Below are 24,369 nucleotides of genomic sequence, written 5' to 3' on the forward strand. Positions count from 1 at the left end.
ACGGCGCCGGATTGGAGTAGAGTAGCGCAGCATCGGGCGAGTGCTGCGCAGGTCAGTGCCGCCCCGCATATCGCGGAGTAGAGCAAGATGGAAAAAATAATATTATTGACGGGCTTCGAACCGTTCAATCAGGAGAAGATCAATCCCTCGTGGGAAGCCGTGCGGGCTTTGCAGGGCTGGCGGGAAGGCGATTTCGTGGTCCATGCGCGCCAGTTGCCGTGCGTGTTCGGCAGTTCGGCACGTATGCTGCACCACGCTATCGAGGAACTGCAGCCGAGTATCGTGATCGGTGTCGGACAGGCGGGTGGTCGGGTCGATATGTCGGTCGAGCGCATCGCCATCAACATCGACGATGCGCCGATTGCCGATAACAAGAAGCGCCAGATCGTCGATCAACCCATCGTCAAGGATGGTCCGGCGGCCTACTTCTCCACGCTGCCCATCAAGGCCATCGTGCATGCGATCCGCGAAGCGGGGCTGCCTTCATCCGTGTCGCATACGGCGGGCACCTATGTATGTAACCACGTGTTCTATAGTCTGATGCATCAGGCCCATGAGTGGGGTACTACCATGCGCGCCGGCTTTATCCACATTCCCTATCTGCCGCAGCAGGCGGCGGCCCATCCGGGCGCGGCCAGCATGAAGCTGGACGACATGATAGAAGGCTTGCGCATCGCCGTGCGCACCACGCTGGCCTACGACGTCGACATGCGCGAGGCCGGCGGCGTGACCCACTAGGCCGGTGGATTGAGGATGTTCAGGAAGGCCCGCACCACGGGGGCGTCGTCTAACGTGGTGTAGGTGATGTACAGATTGGCCGAAGGTGGGTTGCTGCGGATCGGTACGAACACCACGCCCGGCCAGCCTATGCGGCTGGTGGTTTCCGGCATCAGCGCCACGCCCAGTCCTGCCCCCACCATGGCCAGCAGGGTCTGCGGTTCGGTAGCTTCCTGAAAAATCGTCGGCTGGAAGCCCGCCTTGACGCAGCACTGGATCAGATAGCGCGGGAACGATGACTTGTCGAGCGCCAGTGTCAGCATCGGTTCTTCGGCGATGTCGCTGAGTTCGATGGCTTCTTCCTTGGCCAGCGGATGGTGCTCGTTGAGGGCCACGCACACATCTTCGCGGAAGCACAGTTCCTGCCGCAGATTGTCGCGCTTCAGATCTTCTTCATCGAGGCGCGGTTCGCGCCAGAAGCCCACATCCACCTGTTTGGCGCGTAGCGCTTCATACTGCAGGGTAGGCCCCAGTTCGTGGATGGTCCACGTCACACGTGGATACTTGGTCTGGAATTCTTCCAGCAGGCTGGGTATCGGCCCCCACATGGCGGAGCCGACGATGCCCACGCGCAGCCGGCCCACTTCGCCGCGGTCGATCTGGCGGATAGTGTCGACCGTCATGCGCATCTTGGCCAGCAGGTCGGTAGCTTCCTGCATGAGTGCTTTGCCGGCCACCGTCAGCTCGAAGGTACGGGTGGTACGGGCAAACAGTTTTACGCCCAGTTCACTCTCCAGCTTCATGATCTGCTGGCTCAGTGGCGGCTGCGAAATGTGCAGCCGTTCGGCCGCGCGGCTGAAGCTTTTTTCTTCTGCCACGGCGAGGAAGTACTTGAGTTGCTTGAGATCGATCGACATAGAGAGCGAGCCTGCTTCAGTTCTGGTGCGCGTGCATGGCCAGTGCCAGTGCGGCGCCGCAGCGCGCATTGTTCTTGACCAGTGCGATGTTGGTGGCGAGACTGCGGCCATCGGTCAGCTGCTTGATGCGGCTGAGCAGGAACGGCGTCACCTGCTTGCCCGTAATTCCCTGTGCATCGGCTTCCTGCAACGCCTGTTCGGTGATGGCGTCGATCTCCGCTTTCGGCATGGCTTCGGTCGCCGGTACGGGATTGCTGACCACGACGCCGCCCTTCAGACCCAGTTGCCACTTGGTGTGGATGAAGGCAGCCTGCTCGGCCGGCGTATCGAGCTGGAAGTCGGCATTGAAGCCGCTCTCGCGGGTGAAGAAGGCGGGGAAGCCGCGCTGGCCCACGCTCACCACGGGCACACCATAGGTTTCCAGATATTCCAGCGTGAGGCCGATATCGAGGATGGATTTGACGCCCGCGCAGACCACCGCCACGGAGGTATGTGCCAGTTCCTGCAGGTCGGCCGAGATGTCGAAGCTGGTCTCGGCGCCGCGGTGTACGCCGCCTATGCCGCCCGTGACGAACACGCTGATGCCAGCCAGTTCGGCGCAGATCATGGTGGCGGCGACGGTGGTGGCGCCTAGCTTGCGCTGTGCCAGCACGAAGGGCAGGTCGCGCCGGCTGACTTTCATGGCGTCCGGCGAAGTGCCCAGCAGTTCCAGCTGCTGCTCGTTCAGGCCGACGCAGATCTTGCCGTCCATGATGGCGATGGTGGCGGGCACGGCGCCCGCATCGCGGATGATCTGTTCCACTTCGCGTGCCATCTGCACGTTCTGCGGATACGGCATGCCGTGCGAGATGATGGTCGATTCCAGTGCCACGATGGCTTTACCGGCGGCGCGGGCGGCGGCGACTTCTGGCGAATAGAGGAGAAATTGCTGCATGGGGTATTCCTTAGGATTTCGGGCTAGAGGGGAACAGCGGCGGATGGTAATCGGCCGACAGATCGAAGTCGTGAATTTCATCGAGGATGTCGGCCGCCAGCATGGGCGACACGGTATCCTGGGTTTCCAGCGTCATGGCGGCCACTTTCAGGCCACGGCGGCAGGCCAGCGTCAGATCCTGACTGCCCTGATATAGCGACCAGCACACGGCAGCCGAGAACGCATCGCCGGCGCCGGTAACGTCCACCACCTCCACCTGATGGGCCGGCAGCCAGACCAGCTCCGTGCCGCGCGTGTGGTACACGCCATGGCTGCCGCAAGTAACGATCAGGTCTTGCGCGCCTTCGGCCTGCACGGCATGGCAGGCGACGCGTACATCGGCTTCCGTCGGCAGGGTGCGGCCGACGCGGGTCTCCAGTTCGCCGCGATTGAGAATCAGCAGGCGCAGGCCGCGCAGATCGGCCGGCAGGCGCGCCATTTTGGGCTGCGAGACGGCGATGATCACCAGCGGCACATTGTCGGCGCGCGCGCTTTCCAGCAGCAGCGCCACGCTGGCTTGCGGCAGGTTCAGATCGACCACCGTCATGGCGGCCGAGGCGCGCAGCGGCTGTCGGCTGGCGAGAAATTCCGGGGTGAGGCGGTCGTACAGCGCCATATCGGCCAGTGCCAGTACCAGTTCGCCCCGTTCGTCGAGAATCGCCGTGTAGGTGCCGCTGGCGGTGTCTGGCAGCTTCAGGCTGCCGCGGGTATCGATGCCGGCGCGCTCGGCCTGATCCTGCAGCATGCGGCCGGCAGCGTCGTCGCCGAAGGCGGTGAGCAGGGCCGAGGGCAGGTTGAGCCGGGCCAGATTTTCCGCAATATTGCGCGCCACGCCGCCGTGTACTTCTTCTGCTGTGGCGGGATTCGAGGTGCCCTGTTGCAGTTGCGCGATGCTGCGCAACTTGCGATCCAGATTGGCAGCGCCTATACATAGTACAGGGCGCTTGTCGGGCAGCACGTAAGCACGTCCCAGCAGGCGGCGCTCGCGGATCAGGCTGGCGATATGGCCGGCCACAGCGGAACGCGACAGGCGCAGCTCTACTGCCAGGTCCTGCTGCGAAATGAAGGGATTGGCGCGGATCAGCTGGTATAACTGGTCTTTTTTAGAAGCGTCGGACATGGCAGGGCAGAGTGGAGGCGTAGGGAAGGTGGCTGATTAAGTGTGAATGTGACAAACAATTGTTTGTTAGTTTAAACATTTGTCTTTCATGCGTCAATCCCGCTTGCTGGCGTCAATACTGATCCACATAATACCCCTGATTTATACGTAATTCATATAAATGTGCAAGAAAAATGGTATTTGCCATACATATGTTCGATGATGCATAGTGTCAGCTTCAGTCCCATGCTGTGCCCCGCGCGCGGGCTTTCCTAAAACTAGAGGATCTTCATGTCGAACAATTCCCCATTCCAGGCTGCTGACATTATTCGTGCCCGTATTAGTGCCGGTCTCCCTGCCGGTTTCAAACCACGCGTTGCCCTGATTCTGGGCTCCGGTCTGGGTGTCTTGGCCGAACAGATGAGCAATCCTGTCACCATCAGCTACGACGAACTGCCAGGCTTCCCGATCAGCACCGTACACGGCCACGCCGGTGAACTGGTGATCGGTACGCTGGCTGGCGTCGATGTGGTGTGCATGAAAGGCCGCGGCCACGTCTACGAAGGCTACGGTCTGGGCGTGATGACCAGCGCTGTGCGCACCATCAAGCTGCTGGGCTGCGAAATGTTGTTCGTGACCAATGCGGCCGGTTCGCTGCGCACCGAAGTGGACGCCGGTTCGCTGGTAGCGCTGACCGACCATATCAACTTCCTGCCGGGCACCCCGATGATGGGCCCGAACGACGAACGTTTCGGTCCGCGCTTCTTCAGTATGGCCAACGCCTACGATGCCGACCTGCGCGCACTGCTGCACGCTTCGGCCAAAGAGAAGAGCGTGACCCTGCACGATGGCGTGTACATCGCCTACGCTGGTCCTAACTTCGAAACGCCGGCCGAAATTCGTGCCTTCAAGACGCTGGGCGCCGACGTGGTCGGTATGTCGGTGGTGCCGGAAGTGGTGTCGGCCCGTCACTGCGGCCTGAAAGTGGTGGGCGTTTCGGCGATTACCAATCTGGCCGAAGGCCTGTCGCCGTTCCCGCTGTCGCACGAACAGACCCTGAAATATGCTGCCGTGGCAGCGACCTCGCTGATCGACGTGATTCTGGCCTTCCTGGCCAACGTCGCCAAAACGCAGCAGGCGTAACAACCCCGAGGGGCGGCTAGTCCGCCCCTTTGCTTTTGAGGAGCTGGAAAACATGAAACGCGCATTTATTCTGCTGCTGGATTCTTTCGGTCTGGGTGCTACGCCGGACGCAGCGAAATACAACGACGCGGGTGCCAACACCTTCGGCCACATCGCCGAGCGCATCGCCGCTGGTGGTCAGCCACTGGCCCTGCCTACTCTGGAAAAACTGGGTCTGGCTGCGGCCGCGCAACTGGCCAGCGGCCAGTGGGCAGCAGGCTTTGCCCAGCGTGAAGGTTTCACGGCCGCCTATGGCGCGTCGCGCGAACGTTCGACCGGCAAGGATACCCAGTCCGGTCACTGGGAAATCGCCGGTGTGCCGGTGGAATTCGACTGGGGCTACTTCCCGAAAACCGTGCCATCGTTCCCCGCTGAACTGACGGCCAAGCTGCAGGAGCTGGGCAAGGTGCCGGGCTTCCTCGGTGACTGCCACGCTTCGGGTACGGAAATCATCAACAAGCATGGCGATGAACACGTCGCTTCCGGCAAACCGATTATCTACACCTCGGCCGACTCGGTGCTGCAGATCGCGGCGCATGAAGAATCGTTCGGTCTGGAACGTCTGTACGAACTGTGCGAGATCGCTTTCAAACTGGTCGAGCCGTACAACATCGGCCGGGTGATTGCCCGCCCATTCCTGGGCGCCAACGGCAACTACACCCGCACCACCAACCGTCACGACTACGCAGTCGCGCCACCGGCGCCGACGCTGCTCGATCACGTCAAGAACGATGGCGGCGAAGTTATTGCGCTGGGCAAGATCAGCGACATCTTCGCAGCGCAGGGCGTTTCGCGCGTGGTCAAAGGCAAGGACAATATGGCGCTGTTCGACGCGCTGCTGAAAGTGCAGCAGGAAGCCGGTGACAAGTCGCTGACCTTCGTGAATTTCGTCGACTTCGATCAGGCTTACGGTCACCGCCGCGATGTGAAGGGCTATGCGCAGGCGCTGCGCGAAATGGATGCGCGTCTGCCGGAGTTCATGGCCGGTCTGCAAGAGGGCGATCTGGTGGTGCTGACCGCCGACCATGGCTGCGATCCGACCTGGCCCGGTTCCGATCACACGCGTGAACATATTCCGATGATCTTCTTCGGTCCGCAAGTCAAGCCGCAGGCACTGCCGATTTCCGAAACCTTCTCCGACATCGGCCAGACTCTGGCCCACCATCTCGGCGTCAAACCACTTTCCAACGGAAGCAATCTGTTATGACCATCATCTCCGACTTCAAGCGCAACGAAGCGGTCCCCCTCGATCTGGGCTGGATCAATCACATCCACATCAACAAGAGTGCGGCCGACCGTCGCGCGGCCAGTCTGGCCAACCGCCGTACGGTGAAGAAGGAATATCAGGCAGCGTGGCTGATCAAAGCCATCGGCCTGATCGACCTGACCACGCTGTCCGGTGACGATACGCCGGGCCGCGTCGAGCGCCTGTGCATGAAAGCTATGCGTCCGCTGCGCAGCGATCTGGTAGAAGCCATGGGCCTGCAGGATTACCCGCTGGCCACCGGCGCCGTGTGCGTGTACCACGAGATGATCAAACCGGCAGTGCAGGTGCTGCAAGGCCGTCTGCCGATTGCTGCCGTATCGACCGGCTTCCCCGCTGGCCTGACCAGCATGGAAACCAAGGTGCGCGAGATCGAACTGTCGGTGGCCGCTGGCGCGACCGAGATCGATATCGTCATCACCCGCCAGCACGTGCTGACGGGGAACTGGCAGGCGCTGTACGACGAAATGCTGGCCTACCGCAAAGCCTGCGGCGAAGCCCACGTGAAAGCGATTCTGGCGACCGGCGAACTGGTGACGCTGGAAAACGTGGCGAAAGCCTCGTGGGTGTGCATGATGGCCGGTGCCGATTTCATCAAGACTTCGACCGGTAAAGAACCTGTCAACGCCACCATTCCCGTGTCGCTGACCATGGTGCGCGCGATCCGCGAATACTACGAGCAGACCGGCTTCAAGATCGGCTACAAGCCAGCCGGTGGCGTGAGCACGGCCAAGGCTGCGCTGCAGTACCTGACGCTGATGAAAGAGGAACTGGGTAATGAGTGGCTGCAGCCGCACCTGTTCCGCATTGGTGCTTCCAGCCTGCTGACCGACATCGAACGTCAGCTTGAGCACTATGTGACCGGCAACTACTCGGCCGCCCATCGTCACGCGCTGCCTTAACTCAGATTGTTGAGTTAGCGCGCACCTTAGCCTACAGAATATCGGACACGTCATGCCATCAATTAAAGAGATCCTCAACACCATGGAATACGGCCCTGCACCCGAAAGCACGAAAGAAGCGCAAGCATGGCTGGACCAGCATGGCCGACAATTCGGCCTGTTCATCAATAACGAGTGGAGCGCAGCAGGTGAGCTGTTCGCCTCCATTAATCCGGCCGATGCCAGCAAGCTGGCCGATCTGACCCAGGCCACTGCCAGCGACGTTGATCGCGCCGTGGCCGCAGCCCGTGCTGCACAGCCGGGCTGGCAGGCACTGGGCGGCCATGGCCGCGCCAAGATCATGTACGCGCTGGCACGCCTGATGCAGAAGCATGCGCGCCTGTTCGCCGTGCTGGAAACGCTGGACAACGGCAAGACCATCCGCGAAACCCGCGATGTCGATCTGCCGCTGGTCGCGCGTCACTTCTACCACCACGCTGGCTGGGCCCAGCTGCAGGCAGAAGAATTCGCCGACTACCGCGCCGTGGGCGTGGTAGGCCAGATCGTGCCGTGGAACTTCCCGCTGCTGATGCTGGCATGGAAAATCGCGCCTGCCATGGCAGCCGGTAACACCATCGTTTTCAAACCAGCCGAATTTACTTCGCTGACCGCCATGCTGTTCGCCGAGATCTGCGTGCAGGCTGGCGTTCCGGCCGGTGTGGTCAACATCGTTACGGGCGACGGCCGCGTAGGCGAAGCCATCGTTACCCATCCGGGTATCGACAAGCTGGCCTTCACCGGTTCGACCGAAGTCGGTCGTCTGATCCGTCAGGCCAGCGCCGGTAGCGGCAAGAAGCTGTCGCTGGAACTGGGCGGCAAGTCGCCATTCATCGTGTTCGACGATGCCGATCTGGATGCTGCCGTTGAAGGTCTGGTCGATTCGATCTGGTTCAATCAGGGGCAGGTATGCTGCGCTGGTTCGCGCCTGCTGGTGCAGGAATCCGTGCAGGAGAAATTCCTCGCCAAGCTGCGCGCCCGCATGGACAAGCTGACGCTCGGTTCGCCGCTGGACAAGTCGATGGACATCGGCGCACTGGTCGATCCTGTCCAGCAGCAGCGTATCGCCGGTCTGGTCGATTCGGCGCGCGCCGAAGGCTGCACCGTGTATCAGCCAGCGTGCGAAATCCCTGCCAATGGCGCGTGGTATCCACCGACCCTGATTACCGGTGCTTCCACTTCCGCCGCCGTAGCACAGGCAGAAATCTTCGGCCCTGTGCTGGTCGCGATGAGCTTCCGCACGCCGCCGGAAGCCGTGCAACTGGCCAACAACACCGTGTACGGTCTGGCCGCCTGCGTGTGGACCGAGAACATCTCGCTGGCGCTGGACATGGCACCACAGATCAAGGCTGGCGTGGTGTGGATTAACACCGCCAACCAGTTCGACGCCGCTTGCGGTTTCGGTGGCTACCGCGAATCGGGCTATGGCCGCGAAGGTGGCCGCGAAGGCATGTATGAATACATGACGGCACTGGCAGAAGATGCCCGTCCTGCCGCACCGGTTCAGCCGGAACAGGGCAAGGCTAAAGCCAAGGCCACGCTGGCTACCGGCGCTGGTTTCGCTATTGACCGTACGGCCAAGCTGTACATCGGCGGCAAGCAGGCCCGCCCTGACGGCGCCTACAGCCGCGCCATCAATGGTGTGGATGGTAGCTTCATCGCCGAAGTGGGCGAAGGCAACCGCAAGGACATCCGTAACGCGGTCGAAGCTGCGCACAAAGCTGGCGGCTGGAGCAAGGCCACGGCGCACAACCGCGCGCAGGTGCTGTACTACATCGCGGAAAATCTGGCAGCACGTGCCGACGAATTCGCTGCCCGCATCGCCGCCATGACGGGTGACCGCAATGCCGAAAAAGAAGTGCAGGCATCCATCGAGCGTCTGTTCTACTACGCTGCATGGGCCGACAAATATGACGGTCTGGCACACCAGCCGCCTATGCACGGCATCACCGTGGCGCTCAACGAACCGATCGGCGTGATCGGCATCGTCTGCCCGAACGAAGCGCCGCTGCTGGGCTTTATCTCGCTGGTCGCACCAGCCATCGCCGTGGGTAACCGCGTGGTGGTGGTGCCGTCGGAAGCGCATCCGCTGTCGGCCACCGATCTGTATCAGGTGTTCGATACGTCCGATCTGCCGGGTGGTGTGGTCAACATCATCACCGGTAGCGCCGATGAACTGGCCCGTACGCTGGCGACTCATAGCGACATCGACGCCGTATGGCGTCATGATGGTTCCGCTGCCGGTTGCGCCGAAGTGGAACGCCTGTCGGCTGGTTCGCTCAAGCGTACCTGGGTGGGTGGTGCCAAAGGCCGCGACTGGTACAGCACGGCGCAAGCCGGTGGCCGTGCCGTGCTGGCGCACGCCACGCAAGTCAAGAATATCTGGATTCCTTACGGCGTCTAAGCCGCCACGGATACCCAGCGCCGCCTAAAAGCGGCAAAGTAGGGCGGGTCTGCGGACCCGCCTTTGTGCTTTCAATACCTTATTCAAGTGGAGTGTTCCATGTTTTTACCTCAAGAGATCATTCGCAAGAAGCGTGACGGCGGTGTACTGAGCGCCGAAGAGATCCAGTTCTTTGTAGGCGGGATTACCTCCAACCGCGTGACCGAAGGCCAGATCGCCGCACTGGCGATGGCAGTATTCTTTAACGACATGACCATGGACGAACGCGTCGCGTTCACGCTGGCCATGCGCGATTCCGGCGAAGTGCTGGACTGGCGCTCGCTCGATCTGAACGGCCCTGTCGTCGACAAGCACTCGACGGGTGGCGTGGGCGACGTGGTGTCGCTGCTGCTGGGCCCTATGGTGGCGGCTTGCGGCGGCTATGTGCCGATGATTTCCGGCCGTGGTCTGGGCCATACCGGCGGCACGCTGGACAAATTCGATTCCATCCCCGGCTATACCACGGTGCCGGACAATGCCCTGTTCCGCAAAGTAGTGAAAGAAGTGGGCGTGGCCATCATCGGCCAGACCTCGTCGCTGGCCCCGTCGGACAAGATCTTCTACGGCGTGCGCGACGTAACGGCCACGGTGGAATCGGTGGCTATGATTACCGGTTCCATCCTGTCGAAAAAACTCTCGGCCGGTCTGGATGCACTGGCGATGGACGTTAAAGTGGGTAGCGGCGCCTTCATGCCGACCTATGATAAATCGGTGGAACTGGCCGACAGCATCGTTAAAGTGGGCAATGGCGCGGGCATGATGACCTCGGCCATCCTGACCGACATGAACGAATCGCTGGCACCGTATGCCGGTAACGCCATCGAAGTACGTGGCGCGCTCGATTATCTGAGTGGCCGTTCGCGTCCGGCCCGTCTGCACGAAGTGACCATGGCGCTGTGCGCCGAAATGCTGGTGCTGGGTAAGTTGGCCGCCAACGAAACGGAAGCCCGCGCCAAGCTGCAGGCCTGCCTCGACGACGGCAGCGCGGCAGAACGCTTTGCCCGCATGGTGGTGGCACTGGGTGGTCCGGCCGATCTGATGGAAAATCCCGATCGCCATCTGGAACGTGCGCCTATCGTGGTGCCGGTGCCAGCACTGGCAGCCGGCTATGCCGCCAGCACGGATTGCCGCGGTCTGGGTCTGGCCGTGGTCAGCCTCGGTGGTGGCCGTCGCCGTGCCGCCGATGCTATCGACTTCGCGGTAGGTCTGACCGATCTGGTTGGTCTGGGCGACAAGGTGGAACTGGGTCAGCCGCTGGCCATGGTGCATGCGCGCACGCAGGAAGCGGCCGAGCAGGCTGTGCGTGAAGTGCAGGCGGCCTACCAGATCAGCGCCATCGCACCGGCTGCCAATCCGGTGATCTACCGTACCATCCGCCCTTAATCGAAAGCCCGCTGATGAATAAACAGGAACTGATCGCTCAAGCCGCCGCCGCGCGGCTCAAGGCGTACACGCCATACTCGAACTTCAAGGTGGGCGCAGCGCTGCTGACCCGTGACGGCAAGGTGTTCCACGGCTGTAACGTGGAAAATGCTTCCTACGGTCTGTGCAACTGTGCCGAACGTACCGCCTTCTTCAGCGCCATCGCCGATGGTTATCAGCCCGGCGATTTCGCCCAGCTGGTGGTGATCGGTGAGACGGACGGCCCGATTGCACCGTGCGGCGCCTGCCGTCAGGTGACGCTGGAACTCGGCGGGAACGAACTGCCGGTGCTGCTGACCAATCTGAAAGGCGACGTGTTCGAAACCACGGCAGCGGCGCAGTTGCCGAACGCTTTCGGTGGTGCCGATCTGAAGAAGTAAATAGCAGTCACGACGATAGAGTACGTTCAGCATGGCCTACAAGAAAACCATCGATGTGCAGGCTGCCGTAGCAATTGCTGCGGCAGAAGCGATCAGTGCCAAGACGCAGGGTACCTTTGGCGTCGGCGGCCTGATGCTGGATCAGCACGGCAACGTGCTGCAGTCCGTGCACAGCAATGTCATCAAGCAGGGGCTGGTGTACGATCCCACCGCCCATGCCGAGCGCCAGCTGATCGACTGGTATTTCGCCGAGCAGGCCCGTGGTGCGGCGCTGCCTGCGCCGCAGGACGTCACCATCGTTACCTCGCTCGATCCCTGCTGCATGTGTACTGGCGCGATACTGGCGGCCGGCTTCAATGTGCTGGTGGCAGCACCCGACCATAATGCCGGCATCAATTATGATGATACGGCCAGTTTTACTGCGCTGCCTGCTGCACTGCGCACGCAGGCGCGCAGCAGTTTCAGCTATCCCGCCGTGCTAGGCGCCTCGTCTTACCGGCGCGCGGCTTCCGGTGCGGTGCCCAAGTCTTTCTTCATCGGTAAGACTATCGCCGAACCGACGCAGGCACTCTGCTCGCTGGTGTTTGAAGCGACTTCGGAGGCCGTGCTGGCACTCTTCCAGAACGATCTGCCGCGCGAACAGTTGCGCGACCCTGCCACGCTGCCATCCGGTCATGCCATCGTACAGGGGCTGAAGCAGCTGTATCCCGATGCGCTGACACACCGCTGCATGCCGCAGCAGCCGGATGCTGGGCTGGCACCTTTCCTCAAGCAGGCCATGCTGCGCGATCGCGAACATGGCGGCGCTGGCGATGCGGTAGCGCTGCTCGATGGTTTCGGTAATCTGCTGCTATGCATGAGCGGCCGTCTGAGCCAGTCCGGTATCCGCAGCGCATTCATGGAGATCACCCGCGCCTACGCCCAGTTGCGCTACAAGCTGATGGCCGGTGCTACGCCGGAACGCCAGCAGGAAGTGCAGCAGTATCTGGGCCATCCGAAAGAGGGCACCTTCGTGTTTGCGCTGGGGCCGGATGCGAGTGCGCTGAGTTTCATGAATCTGGGCGCCTACGGCTCCACTATGGAAGGCCCGCTGCCCGTCTACAATCCTGCGCAATTCCAGTATGTGCTGCCACGGCAGACGGACGCTGCACTGGAGCAGATGTGCGCAGCGATGCCGCCGCTGTATCGCGACGTGATCCGCATACGTCCGGTCGCAGTGGCCGATCAGTCGCTGGTGGCCGAACTGAGCGAACTGAGCGCCTGCGCCGGATCGTAAGTGCCTATACTCCAGACGTGACCTTCAGGGTCACGGCAGGTAAAGCCGCGGCCACCGTAATCTTCATCCTGAATGTCCAGCACGATTTCTCCGCCCATTTCGCGCACGCGGTCGTACACTTTGTCGGCATCGTTGACCACCAGATATGCGCTCTGGGTGACGAACTGGCCGATGTCCTGCGGCTGCTTAAGCAGGCGGCCGTATTCGCTATCGACCACCGAGGCGAGCATTACCATGCTGCTGCCGAAGCCTAGCTGGGCGTGGGCGATACTGCCATCTTCATTCGGCACTACCAGCGTGGCGGTGAAACCGAAGGTGGTGCACAGCCAGTCGATGGCGGCGGGTGCGTCGCGGTAGCGCATGCAGGGTACGACATTGCATAGCGTCTTCTTGGGTATGCTGTCCATGTGAATCTCCCGTAGGTGTATGGAAGGGCCTAGCCCAAGCAGTATAGCCCCATGCTGCGGGAAGCCTGATTACATTTGCTGGAACAAATGAGTGTTGCCGCGGCTTACTTCCAGCGTTTCATCAGCACCTTTCACTTTCACCATCTGGCGTCCGCGCAGATCGCGTCCGACCGAATCGATGGCGTCCACCCGCACCAGTGTGGAACGGTGGATGCGCCAGAATTCATCGGGATCGAGTTCGTCGGCCAGCTCTTTCAAAGTTTTGCGAATCAGCACTTCGCCCTGTGCCGTGCACACCCGCGTGTATTTTTCATCAGCCTGAAAATACAGGATTTCGCGCGTGCTGATCATGCGCAGGTTCTGTCCCACCTGCGCCTGTATCCAGCGCAGGTATTCGCGTTTTGGTGGCGCTGTATGCTGGGCTAGCAGAGCACCCAGCTGACGCGTGATGTCCTGCGGCTGGGTGCCTCCCCGTGCCTGCAGGCGGCTGCAGGTGGTCTTCAGGCGTTCGCCGCCGACTGGCTTGAGCAGATAGTCGAGCGCGCCCTGTTCGAACGCTTCGATCGCATACTGGTCGTAGGCGGTCACGAAGACCAGATGGCAGCGGTTGAACAGCAGGCGCGCCGCTTCGATGCCGGACATGCCGGGCATGCGGATATCGAGGAAGACGATGTCCGGCTCAAGCTGCGTGGCCAGTTCTACCGCTTGCACACCATTTTCGGCTTCCGCCACGATTTCCAGTGCGGGCCAGCTTTCCTGCAGGCGTGCGCGCAACTGGGCGCGCATGGGCGCTTCGTCGTCGGCGATCAGCGCGGTGACGCGGTCAGGCATCGTGGTGCTCATTTAGCGGCTCCGGCAAAGATGTCGGGTGCATACGGCAGGCGCACGCTGGCGCGGGTACCGCCCGTGAGGGGCGCTTCCAGCACCAGCTGGGCGCGGTTGCCATACAGGATGCGCAGACGTTCGCGCACATTGGCCAGCCCGATGCCATCGGGCGCGTGCAGATTGAAGCCTACGCCGTCATCGAGCACATCGACCTGCAGCACGTCTTGCTCGACACTGGCGCGGATATCGATGCGGCCACCGGCGATCTTCGGTTCCAGGCCATGCTTGATGGCGTTCTCGATCAGGATCTGCAGCGTCATGACAGGGAAGGTAGCACTCAGCATTTCTTGCGGCACGTCGATCGAGACAGCCAGACGGGCGCCCATGCGGGCCTGCATGATGGCCAGATAGGCACGCGACATGTCGATCTGGCGGCCCAGGGTACCAGCCCCGGCGGCGCGCATCTGCGGCAGCGTGGCGCGCAGATAGTCGATCAGATTCTGGTGGATGCGCGCAGCCTGCGGCGGATCGGTTTCGATCAGCTGGCCGATCAGGGCGAGCGTGTTGAACAGGAAGTGCGGCTCCACCTGTGCCTGTAGGGCGGCCATGCGGGCTTCCACTACGCGCCGTTCCATGCTTTCTTCGTCAGCCTGATGGTGGGCATGCAGGGCATCCAGTTCGGCCTTGCGTTTGCCACCTGCCAGCACTTTCAGGCCCAGCGACAGCATGATGAAGGCCACGGCCTGTTTCGACAGGCCAAACGGCGTCAGACCCAGTAGCAGTAACAGTACCCAGACGATGATCAGCTTGCGCCACTCGACCTGAGCCAGCCAGTCGAAGAAGCGCCACCAGATCGTGACGGCGGTGTCGCCGATTTCACGGATCAGGTCGAGCAGACCTTTGGCGTTGGCGTAGCTGCTCTGAGCCAGACGCGACTTAGCCATTAGTTGATGTCCTTGAAGTGCGGATCACGGCGACCCTGGATGAAGCTGGCACCTACCATCACTTTCAGCACCATGAACACCACGAACAGCACCAGTGCCAGCGGTAGGATGGCGACGATGAAGGCCAGCAGCAGGGCAGCTGCCAGCAGCGCCTGTGGCGACATGCGGCGCAGCAGGCGGGCACCGAAGCGGGCCACGCGCAGGAAGGCTTGCAGCACTTCTTCGAGGAAGTTGTAGACGGATTGCGCGGTGATTTTTTTCATGGTGTTGCTCCCTTTCTGGTTGGCGATGTAGGCACTTTAGCAAAGCCCGTGCAGGCAGAGGAGTGCGATCCGATCAACGGTAATTTCTGAGGGATAAGTGCGGTAAAACGGCCGACGAATGGTAAACTGTCAGTGCCTAGTTAGCGCTGCGCCAGTCACGCGCCAGCAGACCGAGGATCAGGCTGTCGGAGATTTCGCCATCGACAAACCAGCGTTCGCGCAAATGGCCTTCGAGCCGGAAGTGCAGCCCTTGCAGCAGCCGTACCGATGCCGCGTTATCGGGATGAATATCGGCTTCGATGCGGTGCAGGCGCAGCGTGCCGAAGCCGTAATCGAGCACTGCCTTCAACGCTTCCTGCATATAGCGCTGACCCCAGTAGGGGCGTGCCAGCATGTAGCCCACATCGCAGCGGGCGTTCTGCCGGTCGAAATGGTACAGCGTGACTACGCCGACCACGGCTTGCTCGCCGTTGACCAGCGCCCAGCGTAGTGCGCTGCCGTCGGCATAGTGCTGTAGCGTCTGGGCGATGTAGTCATGTGCCTGCGCCATTTCCTGCCATGCAGGACAACTCCAGTAGCGCACCGCTGCTGGATCGGAAAATAGAGCGTAGATAGCTGCCGTATCGTTGTCGTCGAGGAAGCGCAAGGTCAGACGAGTGGTGTCGAGCTGGACGGGCAGGAAAGCGGACATGGTGCAGTTGGCGGGGTGAACAGATTGCCAGCTTAGCCCAGATTGCAGCTTGCTGGCTAGTTATTGAAAATTTATAACAAACAGTATGCAAATGCTAATTTTAATTATAAAATTAGCATTTAGGCTGACGCATGGGCGATTGGCCGCTGACGAATGGAGAATTGCATGTTGAAGCCTACCCGACTTGCCTTTGCTGTTGCCGCGCTGATTTCCGGCAGTGCCTATGCAGCCCCGCTGACTGCGCAGCAGATGCTGCAGCAATTTAATGTGGTGGTCACGGGCAACCTGATTTCCACCTCGCACGTTGATGGCCGAACTTATGTTGGCGAAAATGTTAACGGCGGTGATTACGTGCAGCATATCAACGATACGCCCGCTTCGGCCTATGCCGGGCTCACCGTAGGTGGCAATGTGAGCGGCAACGTTCATGTCAATGGTCTGGGCATGGTGACGGGCGGTAGTGTGCATGGCATTACGGTGAATTCGGGCGAAAGCTATATTGGCGGTAGTGCCATTTCGTCTAGCCTCAGCGGTAATGCCTGGGTGGCTGGCGCGGCCATCGGTGTCAACTTCGGTAACCTGATCCATGCGGCCAGCTATACCAATATGAATCTGAACAACAAGGTACTGGCCGCGCCGACTAGCACGATGAACAGTACGCTGGCTGCCTCGACCTCGACTAACTTCGGCAGTGTGATGTCGGGCCTGTCGAACCAGTTGTCGGCACTGCATGGCACTAGTGGCGCGACGGTAGACTTCAGCAACAATGATCACAAGGTGACCTTCAGTGGCACGGCCGTGAATGGCGTGCTGGTGTTCGATCTGACCACGCTCGATAGCCGTATCTTCTCCTCGACGACTTCGGAGTTCGATTTCAATCTGCATGGCGCTGCGACGGTCATTTTCAATACCAATGACAAGAACCTGAGCATATCGGCCAACTTCCTCGGCGGCTCGGCACAGGCACTTGGTAGCAAACTGATCTGGAACTTTGCCGGTGCCAGCAGCGTCACGGTGGGCGCCACGTTTGGCGGTCAAGTGCTGGTGGCGGACGGTAGCTTCAGCAATATCAATGGCGCGAATGTGGAAGGCGGCGTGTTTGCCAAGTCGCTCAACCAGTATGGCGAAATTCACTTGCAGAGCTTCTCCGGCAGTGTGCCGACCGCACCCGTACCGGAACCGGAAACCTATGCCATGCTGCTGGCGGGTCTGGGCCTGATGGGCGCCGTAGCGCGCCGCCGCAAGCAATAAGAGCAAAATAGCAAAAATCTGAAAACAAGCGCATTTTAATTTCCACATGGAAAAATAGTTCCATGTGGAAATTAAATGTGATATCCTCAAAGTAAGTTAAATTTCTTTGAGGGAAATTCAGATGAAAGTAGTGCTCAAATCCGCTATCGCTGCTGCTTGCGTGACTTTTGCCGCAGCTGGTAGCGCCCAGGCCGGCGTGGTTGACCTGAATCTGCATGGCGCCAATGTGTTTGCGCTGACAGATTTCAAGGCACCTAGCGCGGACGTGGAAGGCTCGATACTGGCGGGACGTGATATCCAGCTGAGTAACTACTCGGTCAACGACAAGAATTTCGACGCTTACGGTAGCTATTCGCTGATTGCCGGGCGCAATCTGAGTTTCTCCAGCGGTTCCATCAAGAACGGTTACACCTATGTGGGCGGCGCAGCGAATGTCACCCAGTCGGTCGATGTGTACGGCAAGACGATCAAAACGGGAGCAAGCAATGCACCGGCCAATCTGACGGCACTGGCCAGTCAGCTGAAATCGACTTCGAGTTCCCTGTCCACGTTAGCGACTACGGGCAGCGCAGCAGTGCAGTGGGGCGGTCTGAATATCAAGGGCAGCAAGAGCGCGGTAGAAGTGATCGATATCGATGCGAAAACCCTGTCCAGTGTCACCTACTTCAATTTCAGTAATCTGACCGCGGGTTCCACTCTGATCTTCAACATTAGCGGTACTGCGGGCGCCTTCAATGGTGGCTATCAAGGCTTCGAGAAATACAATGTGCTGTTCAACTTCTATCAGGCCACGGATCTGGGCATCCATACGGGCCTGACGGCGAACATTCTGGCACCACTGGCCACGGTGAATGGCGGTAGCGGTGTGATCAACGGTAATGTGGTGGTGGATAACTGGCTGTCGTCGGTACAGATCAATGCCAACCACTTCTTCAAGCCGACCACCGTGCAGGGCTTCACCACGCCGGTACCGGAGCCGGAAACCTATGCCATGCTGCTGGCCGGTCTGGGCGTCGTCGGCTTTATGGCGCGCCGTCGCCAGCGCACTGCGGCACGCTGATCGCTGCCAGTACCATGTTGACGATGGCCTGTTCGCCATCGTCAAAATCCTTTTTCGTTAGCTGTTTGCGGTTCAGTACCAGCGCCATCTGCGCCGAGAAATCGGCGTAGGACTGGGTCATGGCCCAGATGGCAAACAGCAGATGGGTGGCGTTAATCGGCGCCACCTTGCCTGCCGCGATCCACTTCTCGAACACTTCGATATCCTTGCGCAGCAGCGGTATCACACGGCGCTGAATCTGCGCGCCGTAGAGTTGTGCACCGCTGATCACTTCCATCGCATACACGCGCGAAGCCCACGGCTGTTCGCGCGAGAATTTCAGCTTGGCCTGTATGTAGGTGCGCAGCACTTCGGCCGGTTCCTGATCTTCTGCCGCTAGAACTTCCATCCGTTCCAGCCACTCGTCCAGCACTTCATCCAGCACGCGCTGGTACAGCGCCTGCTTGGTGGGGAAGTAGTACATCAGGTTCTGTTTCGACAGACCGGCTTTTTCCGCCACGGTGGCAATCGAGGTGCCCTCGTAGCCGCACTCGGCAAATACGCGCACGGCCACGGCGGCGATGTCCGCTTCCAGCTTGTCGCGATTGAGTACGCGCCGTTTGATTTTCGGCGTTGCTTCCGTAGTGGTCTTTATGGTCGACATAGTTGTTTCAGGAAGGTCAGCAGTTGAGGGTGGTCGGCATACGCGACGTTGAAGCGGAACCAGATGGTTTCCGGCGCGCGCAGCAGGAAGAAATCGCAGGGGGATAGCAGGATGCCGGATTTGAGCGCCAGATCGGCAATCAGCTTGCCGTTCCATTCCGCTTCCGGCGCAACGGGCCAGCCAGCGCTGACGAACATGCCGCCACGGGGCCGCGCAATGGGCGTCATGCCGACGCCTGCCAGACCGTCGATGGTGCGCTCGCGCCCCGCATCGAGCTGGCCGATCAGTTTGTCCACCATGCGTTTGTAAGGCCGTGCCGTGATGGCGTGGAATACCGCGCGTTCGTTGATTTCCGAGGTAGTCAGGCCGGCCAGCATTTTCACCCGCAGCAGTTCCGGTATCAGCGAAGCGGAAGCACAGATCGAACCGACGCGCAGCACTGGTGAAAGCGTCTTGGAAAAACTGCCGACGCGGATTACCCGGCGCAAACCATCCATCGCTGCTAGCGAGGCTTCACCGCGCGGCGCCAGTTCGCGGTAAATATCGTCTTCCACTAGCCAGAAGTCGAACTGCTCGGCTAGTCCTAGCAGCCGGTGTGCCTGTGCCACGCTGAGCGAAGTGCCGAGCGGATTCTGCAGCACCGTATTCACGAACATCAGTTTGGGCTGGGTCTGCGCTGCCTGTTTCGCCAGCGCTTCCATATCCAGCCCCTGTTCGCCACGGGGGATGCCGACGGCGATGCAGCCATGGTGGCGGATTAGCGACAGCAGATTGCTGTAGCCGGGATCTTCCACCAGCACGGTATCGCCCGGTTTGGTCAGCGTGCGCAGAATCAGATCGAAGGCGTGGGTGGCGCCGTGGGTCAGCAGTATCTGGTCGGCTTCGATGGGGAACAGTTCATCGCCCAGCGTAGTGGCCAGATGCTGGCGCAGCGACGGGAAGCCCAGCGGATGGCCGTAGCCGCGCAGACGGTTGGCGGGGATGCGCATGGCGTGGCGCACCGCGTCGAGGATGGTGTCTTCGCCATACCAGTCCGGCGGTAGCCAGCCCGCACCGACGGGCAGCGCTTCCGACACGCCCGAGTACAGATCGGGCGTGAGTGCATCGATGGCGTTCGGAATGGCGTGGATGGTGGACGGCAGGAGGGTGGCGGGCAGGTCCTGGCGGGCCACGAAATAGCCGGAACCGCGGCGTGATGACAACAGTCCCAGTGTCACGAGGCGGTCATAGGATTCCACAACTGTAAAGGTGCTGATGCCATTACACTTGGCAAATTGCCGGACTGAAGGCATTTTTGTACCCACGCGCAGCTCGCGCGCCGCCACCATCGCGCTGATCGCCGCCACGATCTGATCGACCAGCCCACCTTTGCGCTGGCGCTCTATGGGCACTACGGGCCAGGCGGAAGCACGGGCAGCGCCCGAGGCATTTTCCTGCAGCCCATTCCCAGCTTCCATGCCTGACTCCCTGTGCCGTGCACCCTGATGTAAAACGTAACTGTAATGTTTTTGCTACCTGTACGGTTGGACAGATTTGATATTTGTGTATCTGTGCCATCATTGTCGCGCTGTCTATTATTGCATCATCATTTTGCCAACTGGTAAATTTTTTTACGGTTTGTCAAAAAGCCCCGTTTCGAACGCCAGCCGTACAACAGGAGATGAGCATGAACGAGTCCAGACCAGCATCGATGGCATCCTTCTGGATGCCATTTACCAACAACCGCGACTTCAAGGCCCATCCGCGGCTGCTGGTGTCGGCGCAGGGCATGTACTACAAGGATGTGGATGGCAACAGTATCCTCGATGGTACGGCCGGTCTGTGGTGCGTACCGTGCGGTCACGCCCAGCCGAAGATTGTGGCGGCCGTGCGCGAGATGGTGGGGCAGCTGGACTTTGCCCCCACCTTCCAGATGGGCCATCCGGCTGCCTTCGATCTGGCCGAACAGCTGATGGACTACACCAACCACCGCTTCGGCCATGTGTTCTACACCAACTCCGGTTCCGAGTCGGTTGATACGGCGCTGAAGATTGCGCTGGCCTATCACAAGGCCCGTGGTGAAGCCAGCCGCACACGCTTCATCGGCCGCGAGCGCGGCTACCATGGCGTGGGCTTCGGCGGTATTTCGGTCGGCGGTATCGCCGGTAACCGTAAGCCGTATGGCGTAATGCTGCCCGGTGTCGATCACCTGCCGCATACCCACAACCTTGAAAAGAATGCCTACACCCGTGGCGAACCAGAATACGGCACCGAACTGGCCGATGAACTGGAACGCATCGTCGCGCTGCATGATGCATCCACCATCGCTGCCGTGATTGTGGAGCCGGTCGCCGGTTCCACCGGCGTGCTGATTCCGCCTAAGGGTTATCTGAAACGTCTGCGCGAACTGTGCACCAAGCACGGCATCCTGCTGATCTTCGATGAAGTGATTACCGGCTTCGGCCGCCTCACCACGCCGTTCGCGTCCGACTACTTCGATGTGGAACCGGACATGATGACCACCGCCAAAGGCCTGACCAATGGCGTGATACCGATGGGTGCCGTGTTCACCAAAAAATACATCCACGATGCCTTCATGGATGCGCCGGCCGGCATCGAACTGTTCCACGGCTATACCTATTCCGGCCATCCGGTGGCCTGCGCCGCTTCGCTGGCTACGCTGCAAGTGTTCAAGGAACAGAAGATCCTCGAGAACGCAGCCGGTCTGGCCGACTACTGGGCCGATGCCGTGCACTCGCTCAAAGGCCTGCCGCATGTGATCGACATCCGCACCATCGGTCTGATTGCCGGTATCGAGCTGGCACCGATCCCCGGCAAGCCCGGTGCGCGCGCCTTCGCCGCCTTCAAGCAGGCCTTTGCTGACGGCATCCTGATTCGTACCACCGGCGACATCATCGCTCTGTCGCCACCTCTGATTCTGGAGAAAAAACATATCGATGAACTGTTTGGAAAACTCACGACGGTCCTCAAAAATCTGGCGTAGCAGCACAGCCAGTCACACAAGGAGAACAGCATGCTGGTAGGTGTCCCAAAAGAGATCAAAAACCAGGAGTCCCGTGTTGGCCTTACGCCGGCCAGCGTGAAGGAGCTCGTATTGCGTGGTCATCAGGTTCTGGTACAGAAAAATGCCGGCGCGGCTATCGGTCTGACCGACGCCATGTATGAAGGTGCCGGAGCCAGCATCGTCGAGACGGCGGGCGAAATTTTTGCCCGCGCCGAGATGATCGTCAAAGTGAAGGAGCCGCAGCCGGAAGAATGCGCCATGCTGCGCAAGGGGCAGATTCTGTACACCTATCTGCACCTCGCGCCCGACCCCGAGCAGACCAAGGCGCTGGTGGAGTCCGGTGCCGTCTGCATCGCCTACGAAACCATCACGGGGCCGAACGGCGGCCTGCCGCTGCTGGCGCCGATGAGCGAAGTGGCCGGACGGATGTCGATACAGGCTGGCGCTGCCCATCTGGAAAAATCCAAAGGTGGCATGGGCTTGCTGCTGGGCGGCGTGCCCGGTGTGGCGGCGGGCCATGTGGTGATTATTGGTGCCGGTGTGGTCGGCACCAATGCGCTGCAGATGGCGGTGGGCATAGGCGCCCGCGTGACCATCCTTGATAAGAATGTGGACCGACTGCGCCAGCTCGATCTGGTGTACGGCAACCGTATCAGCACGCTGTACTCGAACGCCCACACCATCGAACAGGCGGTGCTCGATGCGGATCTGGTGATCGGTGGTGTGCTGGTGCCCGGTGCTGCAGCACCCAAGCTGGTGACCAAGGAAATGATCGCCCGCATGAAGTCCGGTGCGGTGGTGGTGGACGTCGCGATCGATCAGGGCGGCTGCTTTGAAACCTCGCATGCCACGACCCACGAGAAGCCGACATTTGTGGTGGATGGCGTGGTGCACTACTGCGTGGCGAATATGCCGGGCGCCGTGGCACGCACCTCTACCTTTGCATTGAATAACGCCACCATTTCGCACGCGGTGGCACTGGCGGATAAGGGCTGGCAGAAAGCACTCAAAGCCAACCCGCATCTGAAAAATGGTTTGAATGTCTGTCTGGGCCATGTCACTTATGAAGCAGTGGCGCATGGTCTGGGCTATCCCTACGTTGACGCGGACAGCCTGCTGGGCTAAACGCATAGAGAGAAATTAGCGAGAGAACCCTATGAGCACTCTGGATACGATTACCCATTACATCAACGGCGTGGCAGTCGATACGCAAAGCGGCCGCTATGCGGACGTGTTCAACCCCGCGCTGGGGCAACCGGTAGCCAGAGTGGCTCTGGGTACGACGGACGAAGTGGATGCTGCCGTGCGTGCAGCGGAAGCGGCCTTCCCGTCATGGTCGTCCACGCCGCCGCTGACGCGTGCGCGCGTGCTGTTCAAATACCTGCAACTGTGCCAGCAGCATACCGACGAATTTGCGACCATGCTGACGCGCGAACATGGCAAGACCTTTGCCGATGCGCAGGGTGAAGTCGCGCGCGGTATCGAGATGGTGGAATTCGCTGTCGGCATACCGCAGATGCTGAAAGGCGAATTCACCGATCAGATTTCGCGCGGCATCGATGCATGGTCGATGCGGCAGGCACTCGGTGTGGTGGCCGGCATCACGCCGTTCAACTTCCCCGTGATGGTGCCGATGTGGATGTTCCCCGTGGCTATCGCTTGTGGTAACACCTTTGTGCTCAAGCCTTCCGAACGTGATCCTTCGCCTTCGCTGCTGCACGCCAAACTGCTCAAGGAAGCTGGCCTGCCAGATGGCGTATTCAATGTGGTGCAGGGCGATAAGGTGACGGTGGATGCGCTGCTCGATCATCCGGTAGTGCAGGCTGTGAGCTTCGTCGGCTCTACGCCGATTGCCGAATACATCTATGCACGCGGTAGTGCTAGCGGCAAGCGTGTGCAGGCACTGGGTGGTGCCAAGAATCACATGGTAGTGATGCCGGATGCGGATATGGAAATGACGGTCGATGCGCTGATGGGCGCGGCCTATGGTTCGGCTGGTGAACGCTGCATGGCCATTTCGGTGGTGGTGGCCGTAGGCGATGCGGGCGACAAGATTGTCGATGCACTGGCTAAGCGCACCGCTGCACTGAAAGTGCGCGATGGTATGGCAGCCGATGCCGAAATGGGGCCGGTAGTATCGAGCGCTGCCAAGCAGCGCATCGAACGCCTGATTAGTGAAGGCGTAGAGCAGGGCGCCAAGCTGGTGGTGGATGGCCGTAATTACGTGGTGCCCGGACGCGAGAACGGCTTCTTTGTGGGCGGCACTTTGTTCGACCATGTCACGCCCGATATGACGATCTACAAGGAAGAAATTTTCGGCCCTGTGCTGTGCATGCTGCGCGCACCGGATGTGGGGACGGCAGTAGAGCTGATCAACCGTAACGAGTACGGCAACGGCGTGGCTATCTACACGCGCGATGGCGGTGTGGCACGCGAGTTCGTGCGCCAGATTCAGGTCGGCATGGTGGGCGTGAATGTGCCGCTGCCAGTACCGATGGCATTCAATAGTTTTGGTGGCTGGAAGCGTAGCCTGTTTGGCGATCACCACGCTTACGGCCCTGAAGGTGTGCGCTTCTACACGCGGCACAAAGCGGTGATGCAGCGCTGGCCCAATACGGCGAGCGCTGGCGCAGAATTTGCATTCCCACAGATGAAATAAATCTCACGGAA

Annotated in this window: 23 protein-coding genes; 13 read left to right on the top strand and 10 right to left on the bottom strand. The window is 60.5% G+C overall.

Annotated features, from left to right (window positions below; genetic code table 11):
* The first annotated feature begins 87 nt into the window (after window positions 1-87).
* Complete coding sequence (gene pcp / locus ABNT42_RS18385) at window positions 88-738, top strand: pyroglutamyl-peptidase I (protein WP_348699394.1); 651 nt, start codon at window positions 88-90, stop codon at window positions 736-738.
* On the opposite strand, the gene ABNT42_RS18390 is transcribed toward pcp, so the two are convergent.
* From ABNT42_RS18390 to ABNT42_RS18400, 3 genes are read right to left on the bottom strand one after another with little or no spacing between them, the layout of a single operon-like run.
* Window positions 735-1,634: a LysR family transcriptional regulator gene (locus tag ABNT42_RS18390; protein WP_348699396.1), complete on the bottom strand. Its 900-nt coding sequence runs from the start codon at window positions 1,632-1,634 to the stop codon at window positions 735-737. The two genes, pcp and ABNT42_RS18390, sit on opposite strands and share 4 nt — an antisense overlap.
* A gap of 16 nt (window positions 1,635-1,650) precedes the next feature.
* Window positions 1,651-2,568, bottom strand: a complete 918-nt coding sequence (locus tag ABNT42_RS18395) for a pseudouridine-5'-phosphate glycosidase (protein ID WP_348699398.1) — start codon at window positions 2,566-2,568, stop codon at window positions 1,651-1,653.
* A 10-nt stretch (window positions 2,569-2,578) separates the two neighbouring features.
* Window positions 2,579-3,727 carry a carbohydrate kinase gene (locus ABNT42_RS18400; protein WP_348699400.1) on the bottom strand — a complete coding sequence of 383 codons (1,149 nt, stop codon included), beginning with the start codon at window positions 3,725-3,727 and terminating at the stop codon, window positions 2,579-2,581.
* Window positions 3,728-3,997: 270 nt separating this feature from the next.
* Here ABNT42_RS18400 and xapA point away from each other — a divergent pair, with 270 nt between their 5' ends.
* The 7 genes from xapA to ABNT42_RS18435 all read left to right on the top strand — a co-directional run bounded on the left by xapA (window position 3,998) and on the right by ABNT42_RS18435 (window position 12,611).
* Window positions 3,998-4,849, top strand: coding sequence for a xanthosine phosphorylase (gene xapA / locus ABNT42_RS18405; protein WP_348699402.1), 852 nt, complete (start codon window positions 3,998-4,000; stop codon window positions 4,847-4,849).
* A gap of 52 nt (window positions 4,850-4,901) precedes the next feature.
* Window positions 4,902-6,095, top strand: a complete 1,194-nt coding sequence (locus ABNT42_RS18410; protein WP_348699406.1) for a phosphopentomutase — start codon at window positions 4,902-4,904, stop codon at window positions 6,093-6,095.
* Window positions 6,092-7,054, top strand: coding sequence for a deoxyribose-phosphate aldolase (deoC, locus tag ABNT42_RS18415; RefSeq protein WP_348699408.1), 963 nt, complete (start codon window positions 6,092-6,094; stop codon window positions 7,052-7,054). Before ABNT42_RS18410 ends, deoC begins: the two co-directional genes overlap by 4 nt.
* A gap of 82 nt (window positions 7,055-7,136) precedes the next feature.
* Window positions 7,137-9,494: an aldehyde dehydrogenase family protein gene (locus tag ABNT42_RS18420; RefSeq protein WP_348700126.1), complete on the top strand. Its 2,358-nt coding sequence runs from the start codon at window positions 7,137-7,139 to the stop codon at window positions 9,492-9,494.
* Between the two features lie 99 nt (window positions 9,495-9,593).
* Window positions 9,594-10,916, top strand: a complete 1,323-nt coding sequence (gene deoA / locus ABNT42_RS18425; protein WP_348699410.1) for a thymidine phosphorylase — start codon at window positions 9,594-9,596, stop codon at window positions 10,914-10,916.
* A gap of 14 nt (window positions 10,917-10,930) precedes the next feature.
* Entirely contained in the window at window positions 10,931-11,335 is a 405-nt protein-coding gene (locus tag ABNT42_RS18430) for a cytidine deaminase (RefSeq protein ID WP_155434420.1), read from the top strand.
* Window positions 11,336-11,366: 31 nt separating this feature from the next.
* Window positions 11,367-12,611: a nucleoside deaminase gene (locus tag ABNT42_RS18435; protein ID WP_348699412.1), complete on the top strand. Its 1,245-nt coding sequence runs from the start codon at window positions 11,367-11,369 to the stop codon at window positions 12,609-12,611.
* Here the strand turns inward: ABNT42_RS18435 and ABNT42_RS18440 are convergent.
* The 5 genes from ABNT42_RS18440 to ABNT42_RS18460 form a co-directional block, all read right to left on the bottom strand.
* Complete coding sequence (locus ABNT42_RS18440) at window positions 12,560-13,018, bottom strand: VOC family protein (RefSeq protein WP_348699414.1); 459 nt, start codon at window positions 13,016-13,018, stop codon at window positions 12,560-12,562. The two genes, ABNT42_RS18435 and ABNT42_RS18440, sit on opposite strands and share 52 nt — an antisense overlap.
* A 69-nt stretch (window positions 13,019-13,087) precedes the next feature.
* Window positions 13,088-13,861 (bottom strand): LytTR family DNA-binding domain-containing protein, encoded by a 774-nt coding sequence (locus ABNT42_RS18445; protein ID WP_348699416.1) that lies wholly within the window; start codon window positions 13,859-13,861, stop codon window positions 13,088-13,090.
* Window positions 13,858-14,787 carry a histidine kinase gene (locus ABNT42_RS18450; RefSeq protein ID WP_348699418.1) on the bottom strand — a complete coding sequence of 310 codons (930 nt, stop codon included), beginning with the start codon at window positions 14,785-14,787 and terminating at the stop codon, window positions 13,858-13,860. The genes ABNT42_RS18445 and ABNT42_RS18450 overlap by 4 nt, the downstream gene beginning before the upstream one ends.
* Window positions 14,787-15,050 carry a hypothetical protein gene (locus tag ABNT42_RS18455; protein ID WP_348699419.1) on the bottom strand — a complete coding sequence of 88 codons (264 nt, stop codon included), beginning with the start codon at window positions 15,048-15,050 and terminating at the stop codon, window positions 14,787-14,789. The genes ABNT42_RS18450 and ABNT42_RS18455 overlap by 1 nt, the downstream gene beginning before the upstream one ends.
* A gap of 136 nt (window positions 15,051-15,186) precedes the next feature.
* On the bottom strand, window positions 15,187-15,741 hold the full coding sequence (locus ABNT42_RS18460) for a GNAT family N-acetyltransferase (RefSeq protein WP_348699420.1): 555 nt from the start codon (window positions 15,739-15,741) through the stop codon (window positions 15,187-15,189).
* Window positions 15,742-15,906: 165 nt separating this feature from the next.
* Between ABNT42_RS18460 and ABNT42_RS18465 the strand changes: the two genes are divergently transcribed.
* Both ABNT42_RS18465 and ABNT42_RS18470 read left to right on the top strand, forming a co-directional pair.
* Window positions 15,907-16,992 carry an FxDxF family PEP-CTERM protein gene (locus tag ABNT42_RS18465; protein WP_348699422.1) on the top strand — a complete coding sequence of 362 codons (1,086 nt, stop codon included), beginning with the start codon at window positions 15,907-15,909 and terminating at the stop codon, window positions 16,990-16,992.
* Between the two features lie 121 nt (window positions 16,993-17,113).
* The gene (locus ABNT42_RS18470; protein WP_348699424.1) at window positions 17,114-18,052 is read left to right on the top strand and encodes an FxDxF family PEP-CTERM protein; all 939 of its coding nucleotides are present in this window, start codon (window positions 17,114-17,116) and stop codon (window positions 18,050-18,052) included.
* Here the strand turns inward: ABNT42_RS18470 and ABNT42_RS18475 are convergent.
* Window positions 18,015-18,695 carry a TetR/AcrR family transcriptional regulator gene (locus tag ABNT42_RS18475; RefSeq protein ID WP_348699426.1) on the bottom strand — a complete coding sequence of 227 codons (681 nt, stop codon included), beginning with the start codon at window positions 18,693-18,695 and terminating at the stop codon, window positions 18,015-18,017. The two genes, ABNT42_RS18470 and ABNT42_RS18475, sit on opposite strands and share 38 nt — an antisense overlap.
* Window positions 18,683-20,152, bottom strand: coding sequence for a PLP-dependent aminotransferase family protein (locus tag ABNT42_RS18480; protein ID WP_348699428.1), 1,470 nt, complete (start codon window positions 20,150-20,152; stop codon window positions 18,683-18,685). The genes ABNT42_RS18475 and ABNT42_RS18480 overlap by 13 nt, the downstream gene beginning before the upstream one ends.
* Window positions 20,153-20,361: 209 nt before the next feature.
* Here ABNT42_RS18480 and ABNT42_RS18485 point away from each other — a divergent pair, with 209 nt between their 5' ends.
* From ABNT42_RS18485 to ABNT42_RS18495, 3 genes are read left to right on the top strand one after another with little or no spacing between them, the layout of a single operon-like run.
* Window positions 20,362-21,678, top strand: a complete 1,317-nt coding sequence (locus ABNT42_RS18485) for an aspartate aminotransferase family protein (RefSeq protein ID WP_348699429.1) — start codon at window positions 20,362-20,364, stop codon at window positions 21,676-21,678.
* Between the two features lie 30 nt (window positions 21,679-21,708).
* On the top strand, window positions 21,709-22,824 hold the full coding sequence (gene ald / locus ABNT42_RS18490; protein ID WP_348699431.1) for an alanine dehydrogenase: 1,116 nt from the start codon (window positions 21,709-21,711) through the stop codon (window positions 22,822-22,824).
* A 31-nt stretch (window positions 22,825-22,855) separates the two neighbouring features.
* On the top strand, window positions 22,856-24,358 hold the full coding sequence (locus ABNT42_RS18495) for a CoA-acylating methylmalonate-semialdehyde dehydrogenase (RefSeq protein WP_348699434.1): 1,503 nt from the start codon (window positions 22,856-22,858) through the stop codon (window positions 24,356-24,358).
* The last annotated feature ends 11 nt before the right edge of the window (window positions 24,359-24,369 follow it).

Origin of the sequence: Duganella fentianensis, from assembly GCF_964031615.1 — a bacterium.
GTDB lineage: Bacteria > Pseudomonadota > Gammaproteobacteria > Burkholderiales > Burkholderiaceae_D > Rugamonas > Rugamonas fentianensis_A.

Coding starts and splice junctions, on each gene's coding strand:
- pcp (WP_348699394.1), top strand. CDS start 88: ATGGAAAAAATAATATTATTGACGGGCTTCGAACCGTTCAATCAGGAG.
- ABNT42_RS18390 (WP_348699396.1), bottom strand. CDS start 1,634: ATGTCGATCGATCTCAAGCAACTCAAGTACTTCCTCGCCGTGGCAGAA.
- ABNT42_RS18395 (WP_348699398.1), bottom strand. CDS start 2,568: ATGCAGCAATTTCTCCTCTATTCGCCAGAAGTCGCCGCCGCCCGCGCC.
- ABNT42_RS18400 (WP_348699400.1), bottom strand. CDS start 3,727: ATGTCCGACGCTTCTAAAAAAGACCAGTTATACCAGCTGATCCGCGCC.
- xapA (WP_348699402.1), top strand. CDS start 3,998: ATGTCGAACAATTCCCCATTCCAGGCTGCTGACATTATTCGTGCCCGT.
- ABNT42_RS18410 (WP_348699406.1), top strand. CDS start 4,902: ATGAAACGCGCATTTATTCTGCTGCTGGATTCTTTCGGTCTGGGTGCT.
- deoC (WP_348699408.1), top strand. CDS start 6,092: ATGACCATCATCTCCGACTTCAAGCGCAACGAAGCGGTCCCCCTCGAT.
- ABNT42_RS18420 (WP_348700126.1), top strand. CDS start 7,137: ATGGAATACGGCCCTGCACCCGAAAGCACGAAAGAAGCGCAAGCATGG.
- deoA (WP_348699410.1), top strand. CDS start 9,594: ATGTTTTTACCTCAAGAGATCATTCGCAAGAAGCGTGACGGCGGTGTA.
- ABNT42_RS18430 (WP_155434420.1), top strand. CDS start 10,931: ATGAATAAACAGGAACTGATCGCTCAAGCCGCCGCCGCGCGGCTCAAG.
- ABNT42_RS18435 (WP_348699412.1), top strand. CDS start 11,367: ATGGCCTACAAGAAAACCATCGATGTGCAGGCTGCCGTAGCAATTGCT.
- ABNT42_RS18440 (WP_348699414.1), bottom strand. CDS start 13,018: ATGGACAGCATACCCAAGAAGACGCTATGCAATGTCGTACCCTGCATG.
- ABNT42_RS18445 (WP_348699416.1), bottom strand. CDS start 13,861: ATGAGCACCACGATGCCTGACCGCGTCACCGCGCTGATCGCCGACGAC.
- ABNT42_RS18450 (WP_348699418.1), bottom strand. CDS start 14,787: ATGGCTAAGTCGCGTCTGGCTCAGAGCAGCTACGCCAACGCCAAAGGT.
- ABNT42_RS18455 (WP_348699419.1), bottom strand. CDS start 15,050: ATGAAAAAAATCACCGCGCAATCCGTCTACAACTTCCTCGAAGAAGTG.
- ABNT42_RS18460 (WP_348699420.1), bottom strand. CDS start 15,741: ATGTCCGCTTTCCTGCCCGTCCAGCTCGACACCACTCGTCTGACCTTG.
- ABNT42_RS18465 (WP_348699422.1), top strand. CDS start 15,907: ATGTTGAAGCCTACCCGACTTGCCTTTGCTGTTGCCGCGCTGATTTCC.
- ABNT42_RS18470 (WP_348699424.1), top strand. CDS start 17,114: ATGAAAGTAGTGCTCAAATCCGCTATCGCTGCTGCTTGCGTGACTTTT.
- ABNT42_RS18475 (WP_348699426.1), bottom strand. CDS start 18,695: ATGTCGACCATAAAGACCACTACGGAAGCAACGCCGAAAATCAAACGG.
- ABNT42_RS18480 (WP_348699428.1), bottom strand. CDS start 20,152: ATGGAAGCTGGGAATGGGCTGCAGGAAAATGCCTCGGGCGCTGCCCGT.
- ABNT42_RS18485 (WP_348699429.1), top strand. CDS start 20,362: ATGAACGAGTCCAGACCAGCATCGATGGCATCCTTCTGGATGCCATTT.
- ald (WP_348699431.1), top strand. CDS start 21,709: ATGCTGGTAGGTGTCCCAAAAGAGATCAAAAACCAGGAGTCCCGTGTT.
- ABNT42_RS18495 (WP_348699434.1), top strand. CDS start 22,856: ATGAGCACTCTGGATACGATTACCCATTACATCAACGGCGTGGCAGTC.